Raw genomic sequence first — 21709 nt, forward strand, 5'->3', positions numbered from 1 at the left:
CCGGAAAGAAGCGGAAAGAACCAGCATGTCCGCAGAGAAGACATCCACCCCGAAGTCCGGTGACACCGACGAGGCCGCCCGCCCCGGCCGTCGCACCCCGCTGATCGTCGCCGCGGTCGCGATCGTCGCGGCGATCGGCGTCACCGCGGCGGTCGGCCTCGGCGGCGACGGCGACAAGGCGCCCGGCGCGGGCCCCGGCTCGGTCGCCGTGGTCTCCGGCGGCTCCGACTCCACCAAGGCGGCCACCGTCCTGGACCGGCCGTTCACCAAGCCCGACCTCGTCCTCACCGACACCGAGGGCAAGCCCTACGACCTGCGGGAGCGGACCAAGGGCAAGCCGACGCTGATCTACTTCGGCTACACCCACTGCCCCGACGTCTGCCCCATGACGCTGGGCAACATCGCCATCGCCATGAAGAAGCTCCCCCCGGCCGACCAGGAGAAGCTCCAGGTCGTCTTCGTCACCACCGACCCCGAGCGGGACACCCCGGCCTCCCTCGCCAAGTGGCTCCCGGCCGCGGGAGACGCCTCCTTCACCGGTCTCACCGGCGACTTCTCCACCATCCAGGCGGGTGCCCGCCAGATCGGCATCGGCATCGACCCGCCGAAGAAGCTGCCGGGCAACAAGGTCGTCTCCATGCACGGGGCCCAGGTGGTCGCCTTCTCGCCCACCACCGACCAGGGCTACGTCCTGTACGGCGAGGACGCCTCCGTCGACGACTACACCAAGGACCTGCCGAAGCTCGTCAAGGGGGAGAACCCGTGATCCGCCGCACCACCACCCTGTCCGCCGTCGTGGCGCTCGCCGCCGCTCTCGCGCTGACCGGGTGCTCGTCCTCGTCCGACGGCGCCACGGACGGCAAGCCGAAGCTGGAGGTCAGCGGCGCGTTCATGCCCCAGCCCGTGATGGACATGGCCGGTGGCTTCCTCACCGTCAAGAACACGGGCGGCACGGCCGACAAGCTGACGTCGGTCACCAGCCCGATCTCGGACGACATCACGATCCACGAGACGAAGAACCAGAAGATGCTGGAGGTGAAGTCCTTCGACATCCCCGCGAACGGCGAACTGAGGCTCTCCCGTGGTGGCAACCACATCATGTTCATGGAGCTGAAGCAGAAGCCCAAGCAGGGCGAGAAGGTCAGCATCGAGCTCCACTTCGAGAAGTCCGACCCCATCAAGGTCGACCTTCCCGTCGAATCCGCCGGCCACAACCCGCAGCAGCACTGAGCGAGTTGACGTAGTTCAGACAGAACTGACGGAGTGACCCAGAGATGACAACCACCGCCCCGCGCCTCGGCACCGCCCTGGCCCGGCTGCTGATCCTGGCAGCCGCGCTCCTCGGCACGCTGCTCGCCGGTGCCGCCCCCGCGTCCGCGCACGCGGCGCTGACCGGAAGCGACCCGAAGGACGGGGCGGTGGTCGCCACCGCGCCCGAGGAGGTCAACCTGACCTTCTCCGAGCAGGTCGCCATGAGCACCGACTCGATCCGGGTCCTCGACCCGGCGGGCCGCCGGGCCGACACCGGCGAGATACGCGACCTGTGCAGCGGCGCCATCGTCCGTTACGGAGTGGGGCTCCGGGCGGGTCTGCCCGACGGCACCTACACCGTGGCCTGGCAGACCGTCTCCGCCGACAGCCACCCCATCTCCGGCGCCTTCACCTTCTCCATCGGCGCCCCCTCCACCACCTCCGTCGCCCTGCCCGACCGGTCGGCGGGCGGCGGGATCGTCGGGACCCTCTACGGTCTCGCCCGCTACCTCTCCTACGCCGGTTTCGCCGTCCTCGTCGGCGGCGGAGCCTTCGTCCTGGCCTGCTGGCCGCGCGGCGCGAGCGTCCGGCCGGTCCAGCAGACCGTCGTACGGGGCTGGCTCACCCTCACCGGCGCCACCCTCGTCCTGCTGCTGCTGCGCAACCCCTACACCGGATCCGGCGAACTCTCCGACGCCTTCGACCTGGCCGGTCTGAAGTCCGTCCTGGAGACCAAGACCGGGGCCGCGCTCACCTCCCGGCTGCTGCTGCTCGGCGCTGCCGCGCTCTTCGTGGCCGTCCTCTTCGGCTCCTACGCCCGGCGCACCGACCCGAAGGAGAAGAAGGACCTCTCCTTCGGCCTGGCCCTCGGCGGCACGGTCGTCGCGGCGGGAATCGCCGGCACCTGGGCGCTGGCCGAGCACGCCTCGACCGGCATCCAGCCCGGCATCGCCATGCCGGTGGACATCCTGCACCTGCTCGCGGTCGCCGCCTGGCTTGGCGGTCTGACCGTGCTGCTCGTCTCCCTCTACCGCACGCCGTACGTCGACCGCTCGGCGGTCGAGCGGTTCTCCCGGGTCGCCTTCGGCGCCGTGCTGGTCCTCGCGGCCACCGGGCTCTACCAGTCCTGGCGCCAGGTCGGCTCCTGGTCCGCGCTCACCGGGACCCGCTACGGGCAGCTGCTGCTCGTCAAGATCGGTCTGATGTGCGTGCTCATCGGCATCGCCTGGATCTCGCGCCGCTGGACCCGCCGCCTGGCCGACGCCAAGCCCACCGGGGAAGCGCCCGAGAAGACCGGTCAGGCCGAGGAAACCGCTGAGACCGCTGAGACCGAGAAGGCCGAAGAGACCGGTGGGACCGGTGGGACCGGTGGGACCGGAGAAGCCGGTACGACCGGGGGCTCCGGGGAGGCCGGGGAGACGGCTGACGAGACGGCGACGGAGGCGGGCGACCCCGCGACGGACGAAGCCGCCACCGATCCCGAGCGGGCCGCGCAGCTCGCCCGGCAGCGGGTCGCCGTCGCCACCGCGCGGCGCAAGCGCGAGCGGGACGCCGACCCCGAGCGGGCCGGGCTGCGCCGCTCGGTGCTCACCGAGGCGGCCGTCGCCGTCGTCCTCCTCGCCGTGACCACCGTGCTCACCTCGACCGAACCCGGCCGCACCGAGGAGGAGGCGGCGGCGCGGGGCGGCAACGCCTCCTCCGGTCCCGCCGCCGTGCCCGACCGGCCCGTCGACATCCGGCTGCCCTTCGACACCGGCGGCGTCGAGGGCAAGGGCATCGTCCGGCTCAGCCTCGACCCCGGCCGCACCGGCGCCAACGCGCTCCACCTGTACGTCGAGCGCCCCAACGGCAAGCCTCTCGACGTGCCCGAGGTCAAGATCGCCCTCACTCTGGACGCGAAGGACATCGGCCCGCTGCCCGTCGCCCCCGACCGCATCCAGACAGGACACTGGAGCGCGAGCGGCGTGCAGATCCCGATCTCCGGCGACTGGCGGATCCAGGTGACCGTCCGTACCTCCGAGATCGACCAGACCACCGTCGAGAAGAACGTGAAGATCGGCTGATCCGTGACCGAGAACGACAACCTTGAGATCTCCCGGCGACGGCTGCTGGGCACCGTCGGCGCGGCGGGCGCGGCCGGACTCGTCATCGGCGCGGCCGGTGGCGTCGGGATCTCCGCGTCCGGGTCGGACGACGACGCGGGCGCCAACGGCCCCGGAGGCTCCCCGGCACTGACCTCCGTCGGGGCGACCGAGGTGATGTTTCACGGGAAACATCAGGCGGGCATCACCACACCGCTCCAGTCCCGGGGCCATCTGGTCGCCTTCGACCTGGCGCCGGGCGCCGGGCGCAAGGAGGCCACCGCCCTGCTGCGCCGCTGGTCGGCGACGGCGAAGGCGCTGATGGCGGGGAAGGCCCCGGCCGGGGACACCGGGATCGCCCTCGACGCGGGCCCGTCCTCCCTCACGGTCACCTTCGGCTTCGGCCGGACGTTCTTCGACCGCACCGGGCTCGCCGCGCGGCGGCCGGCCGCCCTCGACCCGCTGCCCGCCTTCTCCGCCGACGCGCTGGACCCCCGGCGCTCGGAGGGAGATCTGTGGGTGCAGATCGGTGCCGACGACGCCCTGGTCGCCTTCCACGCGCTGCGCGCCGTCCAGAAGGACGCGGGCGACGCGGCCCGGGTCCGCTGGCAGATGAACGGCTTCAACCGCTCGGCCGGGGCCACCCCGAGGCCGATGACCGCCCGGAACCTGATGGGCCAGGTCGACGGCACCGCCAACCCCAAGCCCACCGACCCCGACTTCGACGGGCGGATCTTCGTCCCGGCCGGAGCGGCCGGGACAGCCGGAGCGGCCGAGGCCACCGGGGCCGAGGAGTGGATGGCCGGAGGCTCGTACGCGGTGGTGCGCCGCATCCGGATGCTCCTCGACGACTGGGAGAAGCTGCCGCTCGGCGAGCAGGAGAAGGTGATCGGGCGCCGGAAGTCCGACGGGGCCCCGCTCACCGGCGGCTCCGAGACCACCGCGCTGGACCTGAACAAGTTCGGTCCCGACGGACAGCTGGTCATCCCGGACAACGCCCACTCCCGGATCTCCGCCCCCGAACAGAACGGCGGGGCGGCCATGCTGCGCAGGCCGTTCTCCTTCCACGACGGCATCGGTCCGGACGGGGTGCCGGACGCCGGGCTCCTCTTCGTCTGCTGGCAGGCGGACCCCCTCAAGGGCTTCGTCCCCGTGCAGCGCAAGCTCGACCGGGGCGACGCCCTGTCCACGTTCATCCGCCACGAGTCCAGCGGCCTCTTCGCGGTCCCCGGCGGCCCTGCCCGGGGCGAGTACGTGGGCCAGCGGCTCCTGGAGTCCTGAGCGTCCCGGGCCCATTAGGGTGACGGTATGTCCGCCACCCGGTACACGTATCTCGGCCCCGAGGGCACCTTCACCGAGGCCGCGCTGCGTACGCTGCCCGAGGCCGCGACACGGGAACTCGTCCCCATGGTCTCGGTCCCGGCCGCGCTCGACGCCGTACGGAACGGGGAGGCCGCCGCCGCGCTCGTGCCGATCGAGAACTCGGTCGAGGGCGGCGTGACCTCCACCCTCGACGAGCTGGCCTCCGGCCGCCCGCTGATGATCTACCGCGAGGTGCTGCTCCCGATCGCTTTCGCCCTGCTCGTACGGCCGGGGACCAAGCTCTCGGACATCAAGACGGTCACCGGTCATCCGGTGGCGCAGCCGCAGGTGCGGAACTGGCTGCGGGCGCATCTGACCACGGCCGTGTGGGAGTCGGCCGCCTCCAACGCGGACGGGGCCCGGCTGGTGCAGGAGGGCCGGTTCGACGCGGCCTTCGCGGGCGAGTTCGCGGCGGCGACGTACGGCCTCGAAGCGCTGGTGACGGAGATCCACGACGCGCAGAACGCCGAGACGCGCTTCGTGCTGGTGGGCAGGCCCGCCCGTCCGGCGGCTCCGACCGGCGCGGACAAGACCTCGGTGGTGCTGTGGCAGGGTGACGATCACGCGGGTGCCCTCCTCGAACTGCTCCAGGAATTCGCGGTGCGCGGGGTGAACCTGATGCTGATCCAGTCCCGGCCCACGGGGGCGGGGATCGGGAACTACTGCTTCGCCGTGGACGCCGAGGGCCATATCGCGGACCGCCGGGTGAGCGAGGCGCTGATGGGGCTCAAGCGGATCTGCCCCCAGGTGCGCTTCCTCGGCTCGTACCCGAGGGCGGGGGTCTCGGTCGAGCAGGTGCCGCCGCTGCGGCGCGGTACGTCGGACGAGGAGTTCACTTCGGCCTCCGACTGGTTGGCGAGGGCCCAGGACGGTCGGGCTTGATCCGATGATGGACGACCGCTCCCGAAGGCGGGAGCGGTCGTCCACAGGTACGAACCACTAGTCCTACCTGCGTATTTTCAGCTACCCGTAGCAGTTATCCACAGGTTCCCTCTTCGGCCTGGGGACAAGTCGACAGCCCACCCCGACAAGGTCGACAAATCGCCCTAGCCACATCCATGGCAGGGGCATCTGTCCACAGCCCCTCTCGCGCGACTTCGTCAGCACCCCTCGCCCCACCAACTCGTTGGAGCGAGGAGTTCCCACCCAAATGAGTGGCTCAATGGTGTTTGATCACGGAATTCCCAGGCTCGAAGCGGGAAATCCCCATGATGTTCTCCGTAGTCCACAGATCTTCCGCACAGCCTGTGGATAACTAAATGCACCTGCTCGGATCCCGGTATTCCCACGGGTATCAAAAGGGATGAAACGGCACACAGGGCATCCCGGGTGACAACACGCGTGACGTTATCCGGTAGGGGCCCGCGAACACGCACCGGTAGCCTGGTGGGGTGATTGACCTTCGCCTGCTCCGTGAGGACCCCGACCGTGTTCGCGCCTCCCAGCGCGCCCGTGGAGAGGACGTCGGCCTCGTCGACGCCCTGCTCTCCGCCGATGAGCGGCGCAGGTCGTCCGGCGTCCGCTTCGACGAACTCCGCTCCGAGCAGAAGGCGCTCGGCAAGCTGATCCCCAAGGCCTCTCCCGAGGAGCGCGCCGAGCTGCTCCAGAGGGCCGAGCAGCTCAAGGCCGACGTCAAGGCCGCCGGTGCCGAGCAGGACGAGGCCGACGAGACGGCCAAGTCGCTGCTGCTCAAGCTCGGGAACATCGTCCACACGGACGTCCCGGTCGGCGGCGAGGAGGACTTCGTCGTCCTGGAGACCCACGGCACCGTCCGCGACTTCGCGGCCGAGGGCTTCGAGCCCAAGGACCACCTGGAGCTGGGCGAGGCGCTCGGCGCCATCGACATGGAGCGGGGCGCCAAGGTCTCCGGCTCGCGCTTCTACTACCTCACCGGCGTGGGCGCCCTCCTGGAGCTCGCCCTGGTCAACGCGGCGATCGCGCAGGCCACCGAGGCCGGCTTCATCCCGATGCTGACCCCCGCGCTGGTCCGTCCGCGCGCCATGGAGGGCACCGGTTTCCTCGGCCAGGCCGCGGAGAACGTGTACCACCTGGAGAAGGACGACTACTACCTCGTCGGCACCTCCGAGGTCCCCCTCGCCGCGTACCACATGGACGAGATCATCGACGCCGACAAGCTGCCGCTGCGGTACGCGGGCTTCTCGCCCTGCTTCCGCCGCGAGGCGGGCACGTACGGCAAGGACACCCGGGGCATCTTCCGCGTCCACCAGTTCGACAAGGTCGAGATGTTCTCGTACGTCGCTCCGGAGGACGCCGAGGCCGAGCACCAGCGTCTCCTGGACTGGGAGAAGCAGTGGCTGACCGGCCTCGGGCTGCCCTTCCAGGTCATCGACGTCGCCACCGGCGACCTCGGCGCCTCCGCCTCCCGCAAGTACGACTGCGAGGCGTGGATCCCGACCCAGGGCAAGTACCGCGAGCTGACCTCCGCCTCGAACTGCGACAGCTTCCAGGCCCGCCGGCTCTCCGTCCGTATGCGGGACGAGCAGGGCGGCAAGAAGACCGTGCAGCCGCTGGCCACCCTGAACGGCACGCTGTGCGCCGTACCGCGCACGATCGTGGCGATCCTGGAGAACCACCAGCTCGCCGACGGCTCCGTACGGGTGCCCGAGGTGCTCAGGCCGTACCTCGGCGGCCGTGAGGTCCTGGAGCCGATCGCCAAGTGAGCCCCTTCCCCTACCGCCTGGTCGCGACGGATCTCGACGGCACGCTGCTGCGCGCCGACGAGTCCGTCTCCGACCGCACGCGGGAAGCGCTCGCCGCCGCGACGGCGGCGGGCGCCGCGCACATCGTCGTCACCGGCCGGGCGGTGCCCTGGACCCGGCACATCCTCGACGACCTCGGTTACGAGGGGATCGCGGTGTGCGGTCAGGGCGCGCAGGTCTACCACGCGGGCGAGCACCGGCTGCTGACCTCGCTGACCCTGGACCGGCAGCTCGCCGGGCTCGCGCTCTCCAAGATCGAGGCGGAGGTCGGCCCGGTGGCGCTGGCCGCCAGCCGGGACGGTCTGGAGGGCGAGGTCCTGATGGGCCCCGGCTACCAGGTGCAGGAAGGCCCGCTGCCGTACGTCCCGTACGAGGACCCGGCGGAGCTGTGGGCGGCCCCGCTGACCAAGCTCTACCTCCAGCACCCGACCCTGACGGACGACGAGCTGACCCGGACCGCCCGGGAGACCGTCGGCGGTCTCGTGGACGTCGTCATGGCGGGTCCCGGCATCGTGGAGATCCTGCCCCTCGGACTGAGCAAGGCGACCGGTCTCTCGCTCGCCGCGCGTCGGCTGGGCGTCAAGGCGGCGGAGACGATCGCCTTCGGCGACATGCCGAACGACATCCCGATGTTCGGCTGGGCGGCCCACGGCGTCGCCATGGGCAACGCGCACGAGGAACTGCGCGCGGTCGCCGACGAGGTGACCACGTCGAACGAGGAGGACGGCATCGCCGTCGTCCTGGAGCGTCTGCTGGCGGGCTGACGGCCCGCCGGAGACCTCCGGAAGCCCGGCGGAAAGGGGAAGGGGCGGCCTCGCGCGGACCAGGTCCACGCGCTCGAAGCGGCCACCCCTCCCTCCGGGAGATCCCCCGTTCCTCCCGCACAACTAGTGTGCGACGAGACCGTGTTCACGGGCGACCGGTTTTCCGCGGGTGAGCGGATAGCAGGCCAGGCCGATCGCGAGCGAGATCAGATGCCCGAGGTCGGTGTACGTACGGTCGGTGACGAACGGTACGACGAAGAAGGCCACCGCCCCCATCAGGTAGAACCAGCGCCAGGGCCGGGCCAGCCGGTAGGTGAGGACGCCCGCGGCGGCGGCGAGCCCGTAACTGACCCCGATGTCCACGACGTGCGCCATGCTGCGCGGGACGTCGTGGTGGCGGATGGCGGCCAGGACGACCTGCTGGCTGATCAGGGTCGCCGCGATGTGGGCCGTACCGACGGTGAAGAGCCATCTGGGGGTCCCCAGCCAGCGCTCCACGGGGGCGTGGAGCAGCTCGAACAGCATCGCGTACAGCAGTAGGTCGGCCGGGTTCTCGATCCAGAAGGCGCTGCCGAGCAGGGCGCGCACCGGATGGTGGGACAGCTGGTGCAGATTGCTGCTGTTGCGGTGGAGGAGGTAGGTCTCCAGGCCCTGTGGCGCGAGGGCGATGACGAGGCTGGTGATCGCGATGATCAGGAGCCAGACATGGGTGCCGGGTGACGAACGCACCCACGACCTGATCGGTCGGGACGGTTCGCCACCCGGTGCGGATCGGCTCTTCCCGCTGCTTCCGTCGACTCCGTCGTTTCCGTCGACTCCACTGGTTCCGCTGGCTTCGGTCGGCACCCTTCAGTGCCTATCACCCGGAGCCGGGAGAAACTCAGAAATTGATCATGTGTCCGGAAATGCCGTGGATCGCTTCCTTCACGGCCTCGCCCAGCGTCGGGTGGGCGTGGACGTTGCGCGCGACCTCGTGGACGGTGAGGTCCCACTGCTGGGCCAGGGTCAGTTCGGGCAGCAGTTCGGTGACGTCCGGGCCGATCAGGTGAGCGCCGATGATCTCGCCGTGGGTGCCGTCCGCGATGATCTTGACGAAGCCGGTGGCGTCGCCCAGACCGTGGGCCTTGCCGTTCGCCACGAACGGGAACTTGGCGACCTTGACGTCGAAGCCCTTCTCGCGGGCCTGCGCCTCGGTCCAGCCGAAGCTGGCGATCTGCGGCTGGCAGTAGGTCGCGCGGGGGATCATCGGGTAGTCGAGTTCCATCGTCTCGGCGTCCCCGATGGTCTCGGCGGCGATCACGCCCATGGCCTCGGCGGTGTGCGCGAGCATCAGCTTCGCGGTGACGTCGCCGATGGCGTAGATGTGCGGCACGGAGGTGCGGCAGCGGCCGTCCACGTCGATCGCGCCGCGCTCGGTGAGGGCCACGCCGGTGGCCTCCAGGCCGTAACCGGTGACGTTCGGCGCGAAGCCGATGGCCTGGAGGACCTTGTCGGCCTCCAGGACCTTGCTGACGCCGTCCTTGCCGGTGACGGTGACGCGGACCTGCGGGCCCGACTCGTCGATGGCCTCGACGCGGGTCGAGGTCAGGACGTCGATGCCGAGCTTGCGGTACTGCTTCGCCAGCTCCTTGGAGACCTCTTCGTCCTCCAGCGGCGCGATCCGGTCGAGGAACTCGACGATCGTGACCTTGGTGCCGTAGTTGCTGAGGACGTACGCGAACTCGATGCCGATGGCACCGGCGCCGGCGATGACGATCGACTTCGGGGCGTCCTCGGCGAGGATCTGCTCCTCGTACGACACGACGCGCTCGCTGCGGGCGGTGCCGGGGAGCAGCCGGGGGGTGGCTCCGGTCGCGATGACGCAGTTGTCGAAGGTGATCGTCTCCGAGGTGCCGTCGGACTTGGCGACCTGGAGGGTGTGCGCGTCGAGGAAGGTGCCCCGGCCGTCGAACTCGGTGATCCCGTTCTTCTTCATGAGGAAGTGGACGCCCTTGACGCGGCCGTCCGCGACCGAACGGCTGCGGCGGAACGCCTCCGTGTAGTCGAAGGAGACGGTGCCGTCGACCTTGATGCCGAAGGTCTTGGCCTCGTGCTGGAAGATGTGGGCGAGTTCGGCGTTGCGCAGCAGCGCCTTGGTGGGGATGCAGCCGACGTTCAGGCAGACCCCGCCCCAGTACTTCTCCTCGACGACCGCGACCCGCTTGCCCAGCTGGGCGGCGCGGATGGCGGCGACGTAGCCGCCGGGGCCAGCTCCGAGTACGACGACGTCGAAGCGGTCTGACATGACTGACTCCCGAGGGTGGTGAGGGTGTTCGGTCCGCGTACGGCCCCACAGTAGTCGGGAGTGCCCCGTCGAGTCAGTTGTAGGATGACTGGGCAACCGGGCAAATGAAGGGTGGGGCGGCATGGCTCTGAAGGCGGCGGGACGGACCTCGCTGGTGGACTCCGTGGTGGAGCAGCTACGGGCCCAGCTCGCGGGCGGGGAGTGGGCGGTCGGCGACCGCGTCCCGACCGAGCACGAGCTGGCGCAGCAGCTCGGCGTGGGCCGCAACACGGTCCGGGAGGCCGTCCGCGTCCTGGTCCACGCCGGTCTCCTGGAGTCCCGCCAGGGCAACGGCACCTTCGTCAGGTCGCACGCCGATCCGGCCGCCGTGCTGCGCGGGGTCCGGCACGCGGGCGCCTCCGACGTCCTCGAACTGCGGATCGCCCTGGAGGCCGAGGCCGCCCGGCTGGCCGCGGCCCGCCGGGACACCCATGACCTGCTGCGGCTGCGGGCGGCCCTGACCACCCTGCGCGAGGAGGGCGACCGGGACGCCGACGCGGACCTCGCCTTCCACCTCGCGGTCGTCGGCGCCACCCACAACACGGCCTTCGTCGAGGTCTACCGCTTCTTCTCGGCCCAGGTCCACGAGGTCCTGGTGGAGGCCCTCGGCGACCAGGAGATGCCGTCGGTCGACATCGACGCCCACGAGGCGCTGGTCACCGCGATCGAGGCGGGCGACCCGGACGCGGCGGAACGCCAGGCCCGCGAACTGCTCCGGCTCCCCATGGAGACGGTCGCGGCCCTGACGGAGCACTCCCGATGAGCACGGGGACACCGACGACGGGCCCGGGCCCGGGCCCGGCTACGGCTACGGCTACGGCTACGGCTACGGCTACGGCCAGCGATACGGGCGCGGTGGACGCCTTCGGTACCGGGCCGGGCGCGATGGAGGCCGGGCCCGGCGCGATGGGTGCCGGCGGGCCGTCGCCGCTCGTGGACGCCGGGGCCGGGGCAGCCGGGACCACGGCGGGGGCGGCCACCCGGCGGGCCCTGCTCGCCCACCCGGCGCTGCTGCTCGTCGGCATCGTGCTCGCCTCGCTGAACATGCGGGTCGCGCTCGCGAGCGTGGCGCCCCTGGTCGGCGAGGTGTCCGACACCTTCGGGCTCTCCGCGACGGCGAGTTCCCTCGTCACCTCGGTGCCGGTGCTCTTCCTCGGCGTCGGCGCCCTGGTGGCACCGTGGCTGGGCCGCCGCTTCGGGGCCGAACGCGTCCTCCTCGCGGCGCTGCTCCTGCTCGCCGTCGGCATCCTCGTGCGGCTGGGGCCCTCCGCCGCCGCGCTGTACGGCGGCGGTGTCCTCGTCGGCACCGCCATCGCCCTGCTCAATGTGCTCATGCCGGGTCTGATCAAGCGGGACTTCCCCGACCGGGCCGCGGCGATGACCTCCGTCTACACGGGCGCGATGATCGCCGGAGCGACGGTCGCGGCGGCAGCCGCCGTGCCCCTGGAGAAGGCCCTGGGCGGCGGCTGGCGGGCCTCGCTCGGCTTCTGGTCCCTGCTCGCCGTGGTCGCGGCGGTCTCCTGGCTGCCTCAGGTCCTGATCGCCCGGGGCCGGACGGGCCGTGCGGTGCGGGCCGTCCCGGCCACCGGGGCCGTCGCCCGCCCGGTGAGCGTCTGGCGCTCGGCCCTCGCCTGGCAGGTCACGCTGTTCATGGGGTTGCAGTCGCTCTGGTCGTACGTGCTGATCGCCTGGATGCCGACGATCTTCACCGATCACGGGATGAGCCGCTCCACGGCCGGTGTCGTCTTCGCCTTCAACAACCTGATCCAGGTCGCGGGCGCCTTCGTCGTGCCGCTGCTCGCCGGGCGGATGAGGAGCCAGCGTCCGCTGGTCGTCCTCGTCACCACGCTCGTCGCCGCCGGATACGCCGGTCTGCTGGTGGCCCCGGTGGAGGGGGCCTGGCTCTGGTCGGCGGTCCTCGGGGTCGGCCAGGGCGGTGCGGTCGGGCTCGCCCTGACCCTGATCGTGCTGCGCTCCGGGGACGCGGCCACCGCCGCCCGGCTCTCCGGGATGGCGCAGACGGTCGGCTATCTGCTGGCCGCCGCGGGGCCGCTCGCGGCCGGTGTCCTCCATCAGGCCACCGGCTCCTGGACCCTGCCGATCTGCGTGGTCCTGGTGGTCTGCGCGGCAGCCCTCGGTGTCGGACTGCTCGCCGCGCGGGACCGGGTGGTGTGAGAGGGGGGCGGTGCGGCTCCCGGTGGGGCCCACCGAGGTGGTGACCCGGAGGTCCGGAGCCGTACCGCTTCCGTCTCTTCCCCGGGCCTACTCCTCGCCCGCGAGGGTCAGTCTGCTGAGCTTGTGACCGGCGAACCAGGTCGCGGCGACCGTGACCGCCGCGAGGAGCGCGACCGCCGTCGGGAGGCCGACCTCGGAGCTGACCAGGCCGTCACCCGTGACCTTCTCGGCCAGGGCCAGCGCCCACTGCTGCACGCTGAGGGTCTTCGCCCCCGCGATCAGGGAGCCGAACAGGGCCTCCCACACCAGGGCGTAGACCAGGCCGATGACGACCGCGTGCCTGCTGACCGTGCCGAGCAGCAGGAACACCGCGCTGTACGTGATGGAGGCCACGAGCGCCGCCACCGTGTACGCCACGGCCACCTGCTGGCCGTTGCCGTTGAGGATGAACCCGGCGATGAACGTCGGCACCGCCGAGAAGACCATCGTCACCGCCACCGCCACGATCAGCTTGGTGAAGATGATCGAGTGCCGTTTCACCGGCTTCGACAGCAGATAGACGATCGAACCGTCGTCGATCTCGGGCCCGATCGCTCCCGTGCCCGCGATGACACCGATCAGCGGCACCATCGTGGCCAGGGCGAACCCGCCGAGGACATCGGCCGCCACCTGGTCGTCCGCCCCGTTGAAGAGGCGGACCGCCACCGCGATCAGCAGCAGGACGGCGGGCAGCAGGAAGAGGATCAGCGCCCTGCGGCGGCCGAGGAGGGCCCGGTAGGTGAGCCGGGCGACTGTGGGGTTGTACATCGGTCAGGCTCCTTTCAGGCCGCGACGAGGTACGAGAAGACCGATTCGAGGGACTCGTCCGAGGGCGAGACCGTCAGGAGCCGGATGTCCCGCTCCCGCGCCACCTTCGGCAGCAGCTCCGTGAACCGCCCGAAGTCCACCGCCTGCACCCGCAGTCCGCCGTCCGCCAGGTCCACCTCGATGCCCGCCGTGGACGGGTCGGCGATCAGCGCGGCGGCGAGCGCCCGGTCGTCGCTGGAGCGGACCAGATAGCGGTGCGGCCGGTCCGTCATCAGCCGTCGGATCTTGCGGAAGTCACCGGAGGCCGCGTGCCGTCCGGCCACGATCACCTCGATGTGCGAGGCCAGCTGCTCGACCTCCTCCAGGATGTGCGAGGAGAACAGGACCGTGCGCCCGTCCGCGCCCATCCGCCGCAGCAGGTCCATCAGCTGCATCCGCTGACGCGGGTCCATGCCGTTGAACGGCTCGTCGAGCAGCAGCACCGAAGGCTCGTGCACGAGGGCCGAGGCCATCTTCACGCGCTGCCGCATCCCCTTGCTGTACGTGGAGATCTTGCGGTCCTGCGCGTACTCCATCTCGACGGTGGCCAGCGCCCGCTGCGCCTCCTCGGCGCCGAGTCCCTGCAGTTCCGCGTTGGCCAGGACGAACTCGCGTCCGGTCAGGAAGTCGTACATCGCCTCCCGCTCGGGCACCACGCCTATCTCGCGGTAGACCGACTCGTTCCCCCAGATCGACCGGCCGTCGAGCGTGACGCTGCCGGTGGAGGGGTCGAGGAAGCCTCCCATCATGTTGATCAGCGTGGACTTCCCGGCGCCGTTGGGCCCGAGGAGGCCGGTGACGCCCGGACCCACCGTCATCGTGACGTCGTTCACGGCCACGACGTTCCCGAACCAGCGGGACACGTGGTCGATGGTGAGGATGCTCATGGGCGCTGCCCAATCCTTGGAAGGGTGGTGGCGGGCGACGGGACGCCGGTCGGGCACGGCCCGTTCGACGGGAGGGCGGTCACAGGCCGACCTTTCGGTAGCGGCGCATCAGGATGCCGTAGGTACCGGCGATGAGCGCGAGGACGACCAGCAGATAGACCGCGCCGGTCCCGGCACCCGGTCCCTCCCCTCCGGGGAAGGAGGAGGGCGCCCCGAGGAAGGCGGTCTGCACCCCGTCGATGAGGGTGATCGGCGAGAACAGGCCGAGCCAGGTGATGGCGTCCGGGTTGTCCGTGCCGTACGCGATGCCCTGGAGGGTCGAGACCGCCCCGTACGAGATGGTCAGCGCGGCGATCACGGCGGCGACGCCGAAGCCCCGGCGCGGGGTCAGGGCCGCCATGACCAGTCCGATGCCGCCGAAGAGCAGCGAGAGCAGCGTCACGGACACCAAGCCCTGGCCGAACATCTGCGTCTGGGTGCCGAAGTCCATCTTGGCCAGCAGCGAACCGATCCAGAGGATCACCAGCGGCACGGAGGTCAGCAGGAAGAGCGCCGAGGCCATCGCGGCGAACTTCGCGAACACGTAGTCCGCGCGCTCGATCGGACGGCAGAAGTACAGCGGGACCGTCCGGAACCGCAGGTCCCGGGAGACCGACTGCGGCGCCTGGGAGGCCAGATAGATGCCGATGACGAGCTGGAGGAAGATCGCGTACTGCGTGTACTCCAGCGACAGCTTGCTCTGCTTGGTGGCGACCGCGACCGCGACGATGATCAGCGCGGGCACGCACATCACCCCCGCCAGCAGCATCGGCAGGACCTTCGACTTGGCGCTGCGGCCCAGGCCGTAGGCGCCGCGCAGCGACTGCGAGAACAGCGACCTGCGCGCGTACGCCCGGCCGAGGCGCGGGCCGTCGTAGGACCGGTATCCGATGTTGTGGATGCGGGTCGTGTCGGGAGCGCCCTGGGCGGGCTGGGGGAGCTGGGTGCTCATCGGGCCGGCACCTCCTCGTGCTGCGGGGCCGCGTCGGGGCGGAAGACCTCGGCGATGTGGTGGCGGCGCTGCTCCATGCGGACCAGACCGAGGCCGAGACCGGCGACGGTGTCCCGCACGAGGTCGTACGTCTCCTCGCCGGGGGCTTCCAGGAGCAGGATGTGGCCCGCGCCGGGCAGGCCCTCCTCCACGCCCGCGTGGAGGGTCGCTCCGGCGGCAGTGAGGGCCGCGCGGAGCGCTGCCGCGCCGTCGGGGTGGGCGTCGGAGTCGGTGACCTCGACCGCGAGCGTCGCGGTCTGCCGGGTGAAGTCGCTGGTGGAGCTGGAGCGCAGGAGACGTCCGCCGTCGATGACGACGACGTGGTCGCAGGTGCGCTCCAGTTCGCCGAGGAGGTGCGAGGTGACGAGGACGGAGATGCCGAAGTCCGTCCAGACCCGCCGGATCAGGCCGAGCATCTCGTCGCGGCCGACCGGGTCGAGGCCGTTCGTCGGCTCGTCGAGGAGGACCAGTTTCGGGTCGTGGACCAGCGCCTGGGCGAGTTTCACCCGCTGCTTCATGCCCGTCGAGTAGCCGCCCATGGGGCGGTAGCGCTCCTCGTACAGACCGACGTGGCGCAGGGTGTCGGCGGTCCGCTCGCGGGCGGCGGTCGCGGGCAGCCCGGACATCCGCGCCATGTGGACGACGAACTCGGTGGCCGAGACGTCCGGTGGGAGGCAGTCGTGCTCGGGCATGTATCCCACGCGCTCGCGGATCTGGGCGCCGGAGGTCCGGACGTCCAGTCCGAGCACCTCCGCGCGGCCCTCCGTGGCGGGGGAGAGTCCGAGCAGGATCTTGATCATGGTGGACTTGCCGGCCCCGTTGGCACCCACGAGTCCGGTCACACCGGGCCCGATGTCCAGGGAGAGCCGGTCAAGAGCGGTCACCCGGGGGAACCGCTTGCTGAGGCTTTCGGTCGCGATCACAGTCACGATTCGAAGGTAGTGGCGTGCGCCACAGGAGTCGTCAGCCCAACGGCTCGATCCTTCTCCGACCAGAGGAGTACAAGCCAGTAGGGGAGGTCGCGACGAAAGTCTCTCGCTTTCGGGGTTTCGGGGGGCGGGGGCGCTGCTTCCGGCCGCCTTTCCGAGGGTTTTCCACAGGCCGCCGTCCGACCTCTTGACGCAGCCGCCGAGCATTGTCACATTCATCGATGTCAAGTTACGGACGCGTAGCGCAGTCGGGCGCTCACACGGGACGGCGGATGGCATGGCCTCAGCGTTGACAGGGGAACTCGCGGCGGAGCTGCGGGGGTTCAGGGAAGTGCAGCGGCTCTCCTACGAGTGCGCGGAGGCCGTCGCGGCGCAGCTCAGGCCCGGGGTGACCGAGCGCGAGGCCGCCCGGATGCAGCGCGAGTGGCTGTACGGGAGAGGGGTGCGGGACTGGTTCCACCGGCCCTTCGCCTGGTTCGGGGACCGTACGGCCTTCGTCGACTTCAAGGTGCCGCTCCAGTTCTTCCCGACGAACCGGCCGCTGGAGGCGGGGATGCCGTTCATCCTCGATATGGCGCCGGTCTACCGGGGGCACACGGCCGACATCGGCTACAGCGGCTGTCTGGGGCTCAACCCGCTGCACGACAGACTGCTCGCCGACCTCAGGGACCACCGCGAGCTGATCCTGCGGGAGGTCCGCGAGCGCCGCACGCTCCGCGAGATCTACCAGGACGTCGACCGGCTGATGGTCCGCCAGGGGTACGCGAACCGGCACCGGGCCTATCCCTTCGGCGTCATCGCCCACAAGATCGACCGGGTGCGGGAGCGCCGCTGGTCGCCGACGGTCTTCGGGTTCGGCGTCCAGGCGCTCAAGGGCCTCGCGGGCGACGCCCTGCACGGGCACCGGGACGGCTGGTCGCCGCTCTGGTCGCCGTACAAGTTCTCCGACCATCCTCCGCAGCCCGGTCTGTGGGCGGTCGAACCGCACCTCGGGTTCCGGGGTACGGGCGCGAAGTTCGAGGAGATCCTGGTCGTCACCGACTCCAGGGACCCCGAGCAGAGCGCTTTCTGGCTGGACGACGATCTGCCGCACGTGCGGCGCTGGAACGAGGGGGCGGTCTGATGGGGCGCGACGACCTGACGGCGGGGAGCGGCGGCGGCACGACCGGACGCGAGGCCCCCGGGTCCGGACCCGGGGGGCTCGCGGGGGCGCGGGAGCGGTGGGTCCGGACCGGCGGGATCGAGCTGTGCGTCGCCGAGCTCGGCGATCCGGACCGGCCCACCGTCCTCCTCGTCCATGGCTATCCGGACTCCAAGGAGGTCTGGTCGGAGGTCGCGGTCCGGCTCGCCGAGGACTTCCACGTGGTGCTCTACGACGTCCGGGGCCACGGCCGGTCCACGGCTCCGGCGCCGCTGCGCGGCGGCTTCACCCTGGAGAAACTGACGGACGACTTCCTTGCGGTCGCCGACGCCGTCAGCCCGGACCGGCCGGTCCACCTCGTCGGGCACGACTGGGGGTCCGTGCAGTCCTGGGAGTTCGTCACCGTCGCGCGCACCGAGGGCCGCGTCGCCTCCTTCACCTCGATGTCCGGGCCCTCCCTGGACCACTTCGGGCACTGGATCAAGCGCCGGATGACCCGCCCCACTCCGCGCCGGGTCGGCCAGCTCCTCGGCCAAGGCGCCAAGTCCTGGTACGTGTACCTGCTGCACACGCCCTACCTGCCGGAGCTGGCCTGGCGGGGGCCGCTCGGGAGGCGCTGGCCGAAGATGCTGGAGCGGGTCGAGAAGGTGCCCGCCGGTGACTACCCGACGCCCTCCCTGCCGAGCGACGCGGCGCACGGCGCCTGGCTCTACCGGGACAACGTCCGGGCCCGTCTCGGCAGGCCCCGCCCCGACGCGTACGCCCACGTGCCCGTGCAGCTGATCACACCGACCGGGGACGCCTTCCTCTCCGAGCGGCTCTACGACGACCTGGGCACCTGGGTGCCGGACCTGACCCGGCGCACCCTGCCCGCGAAGCACTGGGTGCCGCGCACCCGGCCGGACCAGCTGTCCGCCTGGATCGGCGCGTTCGTCCGGGCCAACGAGGGCCCGGCGGGTCGGGCGGCCGAGCCGCTCGCCGCGGCGGCGGCCAGAGGCGGGGTGAGGCCGGAGTACGCGGAGCGGTTCGGCGGGCAGCTGGTCCTGGTCACGGGGGCGGCCGGAGGCATCGGCCGGGCCACCGCCTTCGCCTTCGCGGAGGCAGGCGCCCGGGTCGTCGCCGTCGACCGGGACGCCGAGGGCGCGGGCCGCACGGCCGAGATGGCCCGGCTGATCGGCGCGCCCGACGCCTGGGGCGAGACGGCCGACGTCGCCGACGAGCAGGCGATGGAGAAGCTGGCCGCGAAGGTGGCGAGCGAGTACGGCGTCGTCGACGTCCTCGTCAACAACGCGGGGATCGGGCTCACCGGCTCCTTCTTCGACACGACGAGCGAGGAGTGGCAGCGGGTCCTCGACGTCAACCTGTGGGGCGTGATCCACGGTTGCCGGGTCTTCGGCGCCCAGATGAAGGCACGCGGGCAGGGCGGTCACATCGTGAACACCGCGTCCGCCGCCGCGTTCCAGCCGTCCCGGGCGCTGCCCGCGTACAGCACGTCGAAGGCCGCGGTGCTGATGCTCAGCGAGTGCCTGCGCGCCGAACTGGCCGACCAGGGCATCGGGGTGTCCGCGATCTGCCCCGGGATCGTCAACACCGGCATCACGGCGACCACGCGGTTCGCCGGGGTCACCGACGAGGCGGAGGAGAAGCGGCGCCAGAAGAAGGCGTCCCGGCTGTACGGCCTGCGGAACTATCCGCCGGAGAAGGTCGCGGACGCGGTCCTGGGGGCGGTCCTGCACGACCGGGCGGTGGTCCCGGTGACCCCCGAGGCCCGGGGCGCGCACCTCCTGTCCCGGCTGAGCCCGGGAGTGCTGCGGTCCCTCGCCCGGTGGCAGCCGCCGACGTAGCGGGCGGGGGCGCGCGGTCACGCGGGGGTGGGGGCCGGGGCGCTTCCGCGCGGGGCCGGAGGTGGTGGCACGGTCGTACGATCCCTGGTGGGAGGGCCCCGCGACGGCGGGGTGGGCGAGCGGTCGGTGGGAGCGGGTTTGTCCGAGCAGTCAGCACAGCCGGAGTACCGGATCGAGGATCTCGCCCATCACAGCGGGGCCACGGTCCGGACGATCCGTGCCTACCAGGACCGTGGCCTGCTGCCCCGTCCGGAGCGGCGGGGCAGGTCGAACGTGTACGGGGACGCCCACCTCGCGCGGCTGCGGCAGATCGCCGACCTCCTCGACCGGGGCTACACCCTGGCCTCGATCAAGGAACTCCTGGAGGCCTGGGACACCGGCCGGGGTCTCGGCGGGGTCCTCGGTCTCGTCGCGGAGGTGCACGGCCCCTGGACGGACGAGGAGGCGGCCCGCATCTCCCGCGCGGAGCTGGACGCCCGCTTCGGCGGCGCCCCGGACGAGACGGCCATCCGGGAGGCGGTCGAGCTGGGCGTACTGGAGCGGCTCACGGACCGGGAGACCGAGGAGTACCTCGTACCGAGCCCCCAGGAGCTGGCGGTGGCCGTCGAGTTGTACGCGGCCGGGGTCCCGCTGCCCGCGATCACCGGGCACCTGAGGGAACTTCGGGACCAGGTGGAGCACATCGCCTCCCGTTTCCTGGAGTTCACGACGGAGTACGTGTTCGCGCGCTATCTGGAGCACCGGCCCCCGACGGACGCGGACGCGGTCGAGGCGGCGGCGATGGTGCGGCGGCTCCGTCCGCTCGCCCAGCAGACCGTGGACGCCGAACTGGCCCGTGCCATGCAGATCCTGGCGACCCGTCACCTTCAGTCACATCTGTCGCCCGAAGCGCCCCCCGTGAAGGACGACGAACCGCGTTCCGTACCGCTTCCGGCCGCCACCCTCAGGGCCGTTCAGGATCTGACAGGCCCCGACGGGGTCACCGCCTTCGTCGCCGCCGCCACCGAACGAGAAGTACAGAAAAGAACATTGGATACGCTTTGCTCAATAGACCCAGAAAGTCAAGAACTTGGGCAAATGCCCTGAAAAGCGAGACTCGTTGTCCACAGAAAAGCCAACTTGCCTGTGGATAAGTCGGGTTGACTGTGGACCAAACCTGCTCAGACGAAAATTGATGGATCGAAACGATCGGGCTCCGGCATCCTGACGGGATGCATCCCCACCGGAAGGACCGAGAGCGCTCACCGGACGAGCTCCGCAGGGTGAAGGTCTCGAAGTACCTGTCCAAGCACCTGCGCCACCAGCCCGAGCGCATCGGTCTCGTCCTCGACGCCCACGGCTGGACCGAGATCGACGCACTGCTCCGGGCCGTCGAGCGGCACCGCTTCCCCGTCAGCCGCGAGGAACTCGACCGTGTCGTCGCCGATGACGACAAGAAGCGCTACGCGATCGAGGGCACCCGCATCCGGGCCAACCAGGGACACACCGTCGCCGTGGACCTGGACCTGCCGCCCTCGGAGCCGCCCGCGCACCTCTACCACGGCACGGTCGCGGTCCGGCTGCCCTCGATCCGGGCCGAGGGACTGCTCCCCATGGCCCGCCACCATGTGCACCTCTCCTCCGACCGTGAGACCGCGACCCGGGTCGGCGCCCGCCGGGGCCGACCGGTGGTGCTCGGCGTCGACGCGGGTGCCATGCACCGGGCCGGACACGTCTTCCACGTCAGCGCCAACGGGGTCTGGCTGACCGACGCCGTCCCACCGGAGTTCCTGCGCCTCCCGGGCTGAGGCAGGATCATGCCCATGGCACATCCGCACCTGCCCAGCACAGAGGCCGCCGTCGTCGCGCTCCGGGCCGTCGCCCAAGAGTTCGGTCTGGAGATGAGCGTGACCGACGACATCGGCGCCGACCAGACGTCCCGGCGCACCTCGTCCGGCGCCTTCTCCGTCCTCGACACCGACGGTTCACTGCCCCACGAGGCCTTCGTCGAACTGGGCGGCTCCCCCTCGGTCGACGTCCAGATCTATCCCGAGGACGACGCCCGGATCACCGTGGACGGCATCGAGTTCGCCGATGTGCCGCGCGACGCGGTCCCCGCCTTCGTCCGCTCCGTCCACGGCGGCCTCGCGCATGTGAAGGGCCGTCTCTTCCCGCCCGGCTGGTGGCTGGTCGTCCCGCTGCCCGGCGACGAGACGTACAAGGAACTCGTCCCCGGTGTCGCGCTGACCCCGTGGATGAGCGGCCGGACCCGCTGACCCGGACCCGCTGACCGGCGCACGACCGAATCGCTTCCCGAGCGACATCCATCGCGCGTCCGTCCCTCATCCGTCCCTCGTCTGTCCCCCATCCGACGCCC

The 21709-nt window shown here is 71.1% G+C and carries 20 protein-coding genes; 14 read left to right on the forward strand and 6 right to left on the reverse strand.

The genetic code is table 11. The annotated features are described in order from the left end of the window. The first annotated feature begins 25 nt into the window (after positions 1 to 25). The 7 genes from ACFXGN_RS04705 to ACFXGN_RS04735 all read left to right on the forward strand — a co-directional run bounded on the left by ACFXGN_RS04705 (position 26) and on the right by ACFXGN_RS04735 (position 8178). Positions 26 to 766 carry an SCO family protein gene (locus ACFXGN_RS04705; protein WP_384853459.1) on the forward strand — a complete coding sequence of 247 codons (741 nt, stop codon included), beginning with the start codon at positions 26 to 28 and terminating at the stop codon, positions 764 to 766. Next, a complete protein-coding gene (locus ACFXGN_RS04710; protein WP_384853462.1) occupies positions 763 to 1230 on the forward strand; it encodes a copper chaperone PCu(A)C in 468 nt (155 codons plus the stop codon). Before ACFXGN_RS04705 ends, ACFXGN_RS04710 begins: the two co-directional genes overlap by 4 nt. 44 nt (positions 1231 to 1274) lie before the next feature. Further along, positions 1275 to 3314: a copper resistance CopC/CopD family protein gene (locus ACFXGN_RS04715; RefSeq protein ID WP_384853464.1), complete on the forward strand. Its 2040-nt coding sequence runs from the start codon at positions 1275 to 1277 to the stop codon at positions 3312 to 3314. A gap of 3 nt (positions 3315 to 3317) precedes the next feature. After that, entirely contained in the window at positions 3318 to 4613 is a 1296-nt protein-coding gene (gene efeB / locus ACFXGN_RS04720; protein ID WP_384853467.1) for an iron uptake transporter deferrochelatase/peroxidase subunit, read from the forward strand. A gap of 27 nt (positions 4614 to 4640) precedes the next feature. Further along, positions 4641 to 5576, forward strand: a complete 936-nt coding sequence (gene pheA / locus ACFXGN_RS04725; RefSeq protein WP_384853469.1) for a prephenate dehydratase — start codon at positions 4641 to 4643, stop codon at positions 5574 to 5576. A gap of 509 nt (positions 5577 to 6085) precedes the next feature. After that, positions 6086 to 7375, forward strand: a complete 1290-nt coding sequence (gene serS / locus ACFXGN_RS04730; protein WP_384853471.1) for a serine--tRNA ligase — start codon at positions 6086 to 6088, stop codon at positions 7373 to 7375. After that, entirely contained in the window at positions 7372 to 8178 is an 807-nt protein-coding gene (locus ACFXGN_RS04735) for an HAD family hydrolase (protein ID WP_384853473.1), read from the forward strand. Before serS ends, ACFXGN_RS04735 begins: the two co-directional genes overlap by 4 nt. A gap of 123 nt (positions 8179 to 8301) precedes the next feature. On the opposite strand, the gene ACFXGN_RS04740 is transcribed toward ACFXGN_RS04735, so the two are convergent. Continuing rightward, the gene (locus tag ACFXGN_RS04740; protein ID WP_384854486.1) at positions 8302 to 8919 is read right to left on the reverse strand and encodes a rhomboid-like protein; all 618 of its coding nucleotides are present in this window, start codon (positions 8917 to 8919) and stop codon (positions 8302 to 8304) included. Between the two features lie 139 nt (positions 8920 to 9058). Continuing rightward, positions 9059 to 10462, reverse strand: a complete 1404-nt coding sequence (gene lpdA, locus ACFXGN_RS04745) for a dihydrolipoyl dehydrogenase (RefSeq protein WP_366445316.1) — start codon at positions 10460 to 10462, stop codon at positions 9059 to 9061. Between the two features lie 121 nt (positions 10463 to 10583). On the opposite strand from lpdA, the gene ACFXGN_RS04750 reads away from it, so the two are divergent. Beyond that, on the forward strand, positions 10584 to 11264 hold the full coding sequence (locus tag ACFXGN_RS04750) for a FadR/GntR family transcriptional regulator (protein ID WP_384853477.1): 681 nt from the start codon (positions 10584 to 10586) through the stop codon (positions 11262 to 11264). A gap of 143 nt (positions 11265 to 11407) precedes the next feature. Further along, the gene (locus tag ACFXGN_RS04755) at positions 11408 to 12676 is read left to right on the forward strand and encodes a CynX/NimT family MFS transporter (RefSeq protein ID WP_384854489.1); all 1269 of its coding nucleotides are present in this window, start codon (positions 11408 to 11410) and stop codon (positions 12674 to 12676) included. A gap of 87 nt (positions 12677 to 12763) precedes the next feature. Here ACFXGN_RS04755 and ACFXGN_RS04760 read toward each other — a convergent pair whose 3' ends face one another. From ACFXGN_RS04760 to ACFXGN_RS04775, 4 genes are all read right to left on the reverse strand, one after another. After that, complete coding sequence (locus ACFXGN_RS04760) at positions 12764 to 13483, reverse strand: ABC transporter permease (protein ID WP_384853480.1); 720 nt, start codon at positions 13481 to 13483, stop codon at positions 12764 to 12766. 14 nt (positions 13484 to 13497) lie between these two features. Beyond that, positions 13498 to 14409: an ABC transporter ATP-binding protein gene (locus ACFXGN_RS04765; protein ID WP_366445311.1), complete on the reverse strand. Its 912-nt coding sequence runs from the start codon at positions 14407 to 14409 to the stop codon at positions 13498 to 13500. A 79-nt stretch (positions 14410 to 14488) separates the two neighbouring features. Continuing rightward, a complete protein-coding gene (locus tag ACFXGN_RS04770; protein ID WP_384853483.1) occupies positions 14489 to 15400 on the reverse strand; it encodes an ABC transporter permease in 912 nt (303 codons plus the stop codon). After that, on the reverse strand, positions 15397 to 16362 hold the full coding sequence (locus ACFXGN_RS04775; protein WP_384854492.1) for an ABC transporter ATP-binding protein: 966 nt from the start codon (positions 16360 to 16362) through the stop codon (positions 15397 to 15399). The genes ACFXGN_RS04770 and ACFXGN_RS04775 overlap by 4 nt, the downstream gene beginning before the upstream one ends. A 283-nt stretch (positions 16363 to 16645) precedes the next feature. Between ACFXGN_RS04775 and ACFXGN_RS04780 the strand changes: the two genes are divergently transcribed. The 5 genes from ACFXGN_RS04780 (at position 16646) to ACFXGN_RS04800 (ending at position 21608) form a co-directional block, all read left to right on the forward strand. Continuing rightward, complete coding sequence (locus ACFXGN_RS04780) at positions 16646 to 17491, forward strand: M24 family metallopeptidase (protein WP_384853486.1); 846 nt, start codon at positions 16646 to 16648, stop codon at positions 17489 to 17491. After that, entirely contained in the window at positions 17491 to 19353 is a 1863-nt protein-coding gene (locus tag ACFXGN_RS04785) for an SDR family oxidoreductase (RefSeq protein ID WP_384853488.1), read from the forward strand. Before ACFXGN_RS04780 ends, ACFXGN_RS04785 begins: the two co-directional genes overlap by 1 nt. Before the next feature lie 138 nt (positions 19354 to 19491). Then, positions 19492 to 20439 (forward strand): MerR family transcriptional regulator, encoded by a 948-nt coding sequence (locus tag ACFXGN_RS04790; protein ID WP_384853490.1) that lies wholly within the window; start codon positions 19492 to 19494, stop codon positions 20437 to 20439. Between the two features lie 125 nt (positions 20440 to 20564). Beyond that, complete coding sequence (locus ACFXGN_RS04795) at positions 20565 to 21140, forward strand: RNA 2'-phosphotransferase (protein ID WP_384853492.1); 576 nt, start codon at positions 20565 to 20567, stop codon at positions 21138 to 21140. 15 nt (positions 21141 to 21155) lie between these two features. Further along, positions 21156 to 21608, forward strand: coding sequence for a hypothetical protein (locus tag ACFXGN_RS04800; protein WP_384853495.1), 453 nt, complete (start codon positions 21156 to 21158; stop codon positions 21606 to 21608). Positions 21609 to 21709 lie beyond the last annotated feature (101 nt).

Origin of the sequence: Streptomyces sp. NPDC059247, assembly GCF_042754005.1 — a bacterium.
GTDB lineage: Bacteria > Actinomycetota > Actinomycetes > Streptomycetales > Streptomycetaceae > Streptomyces.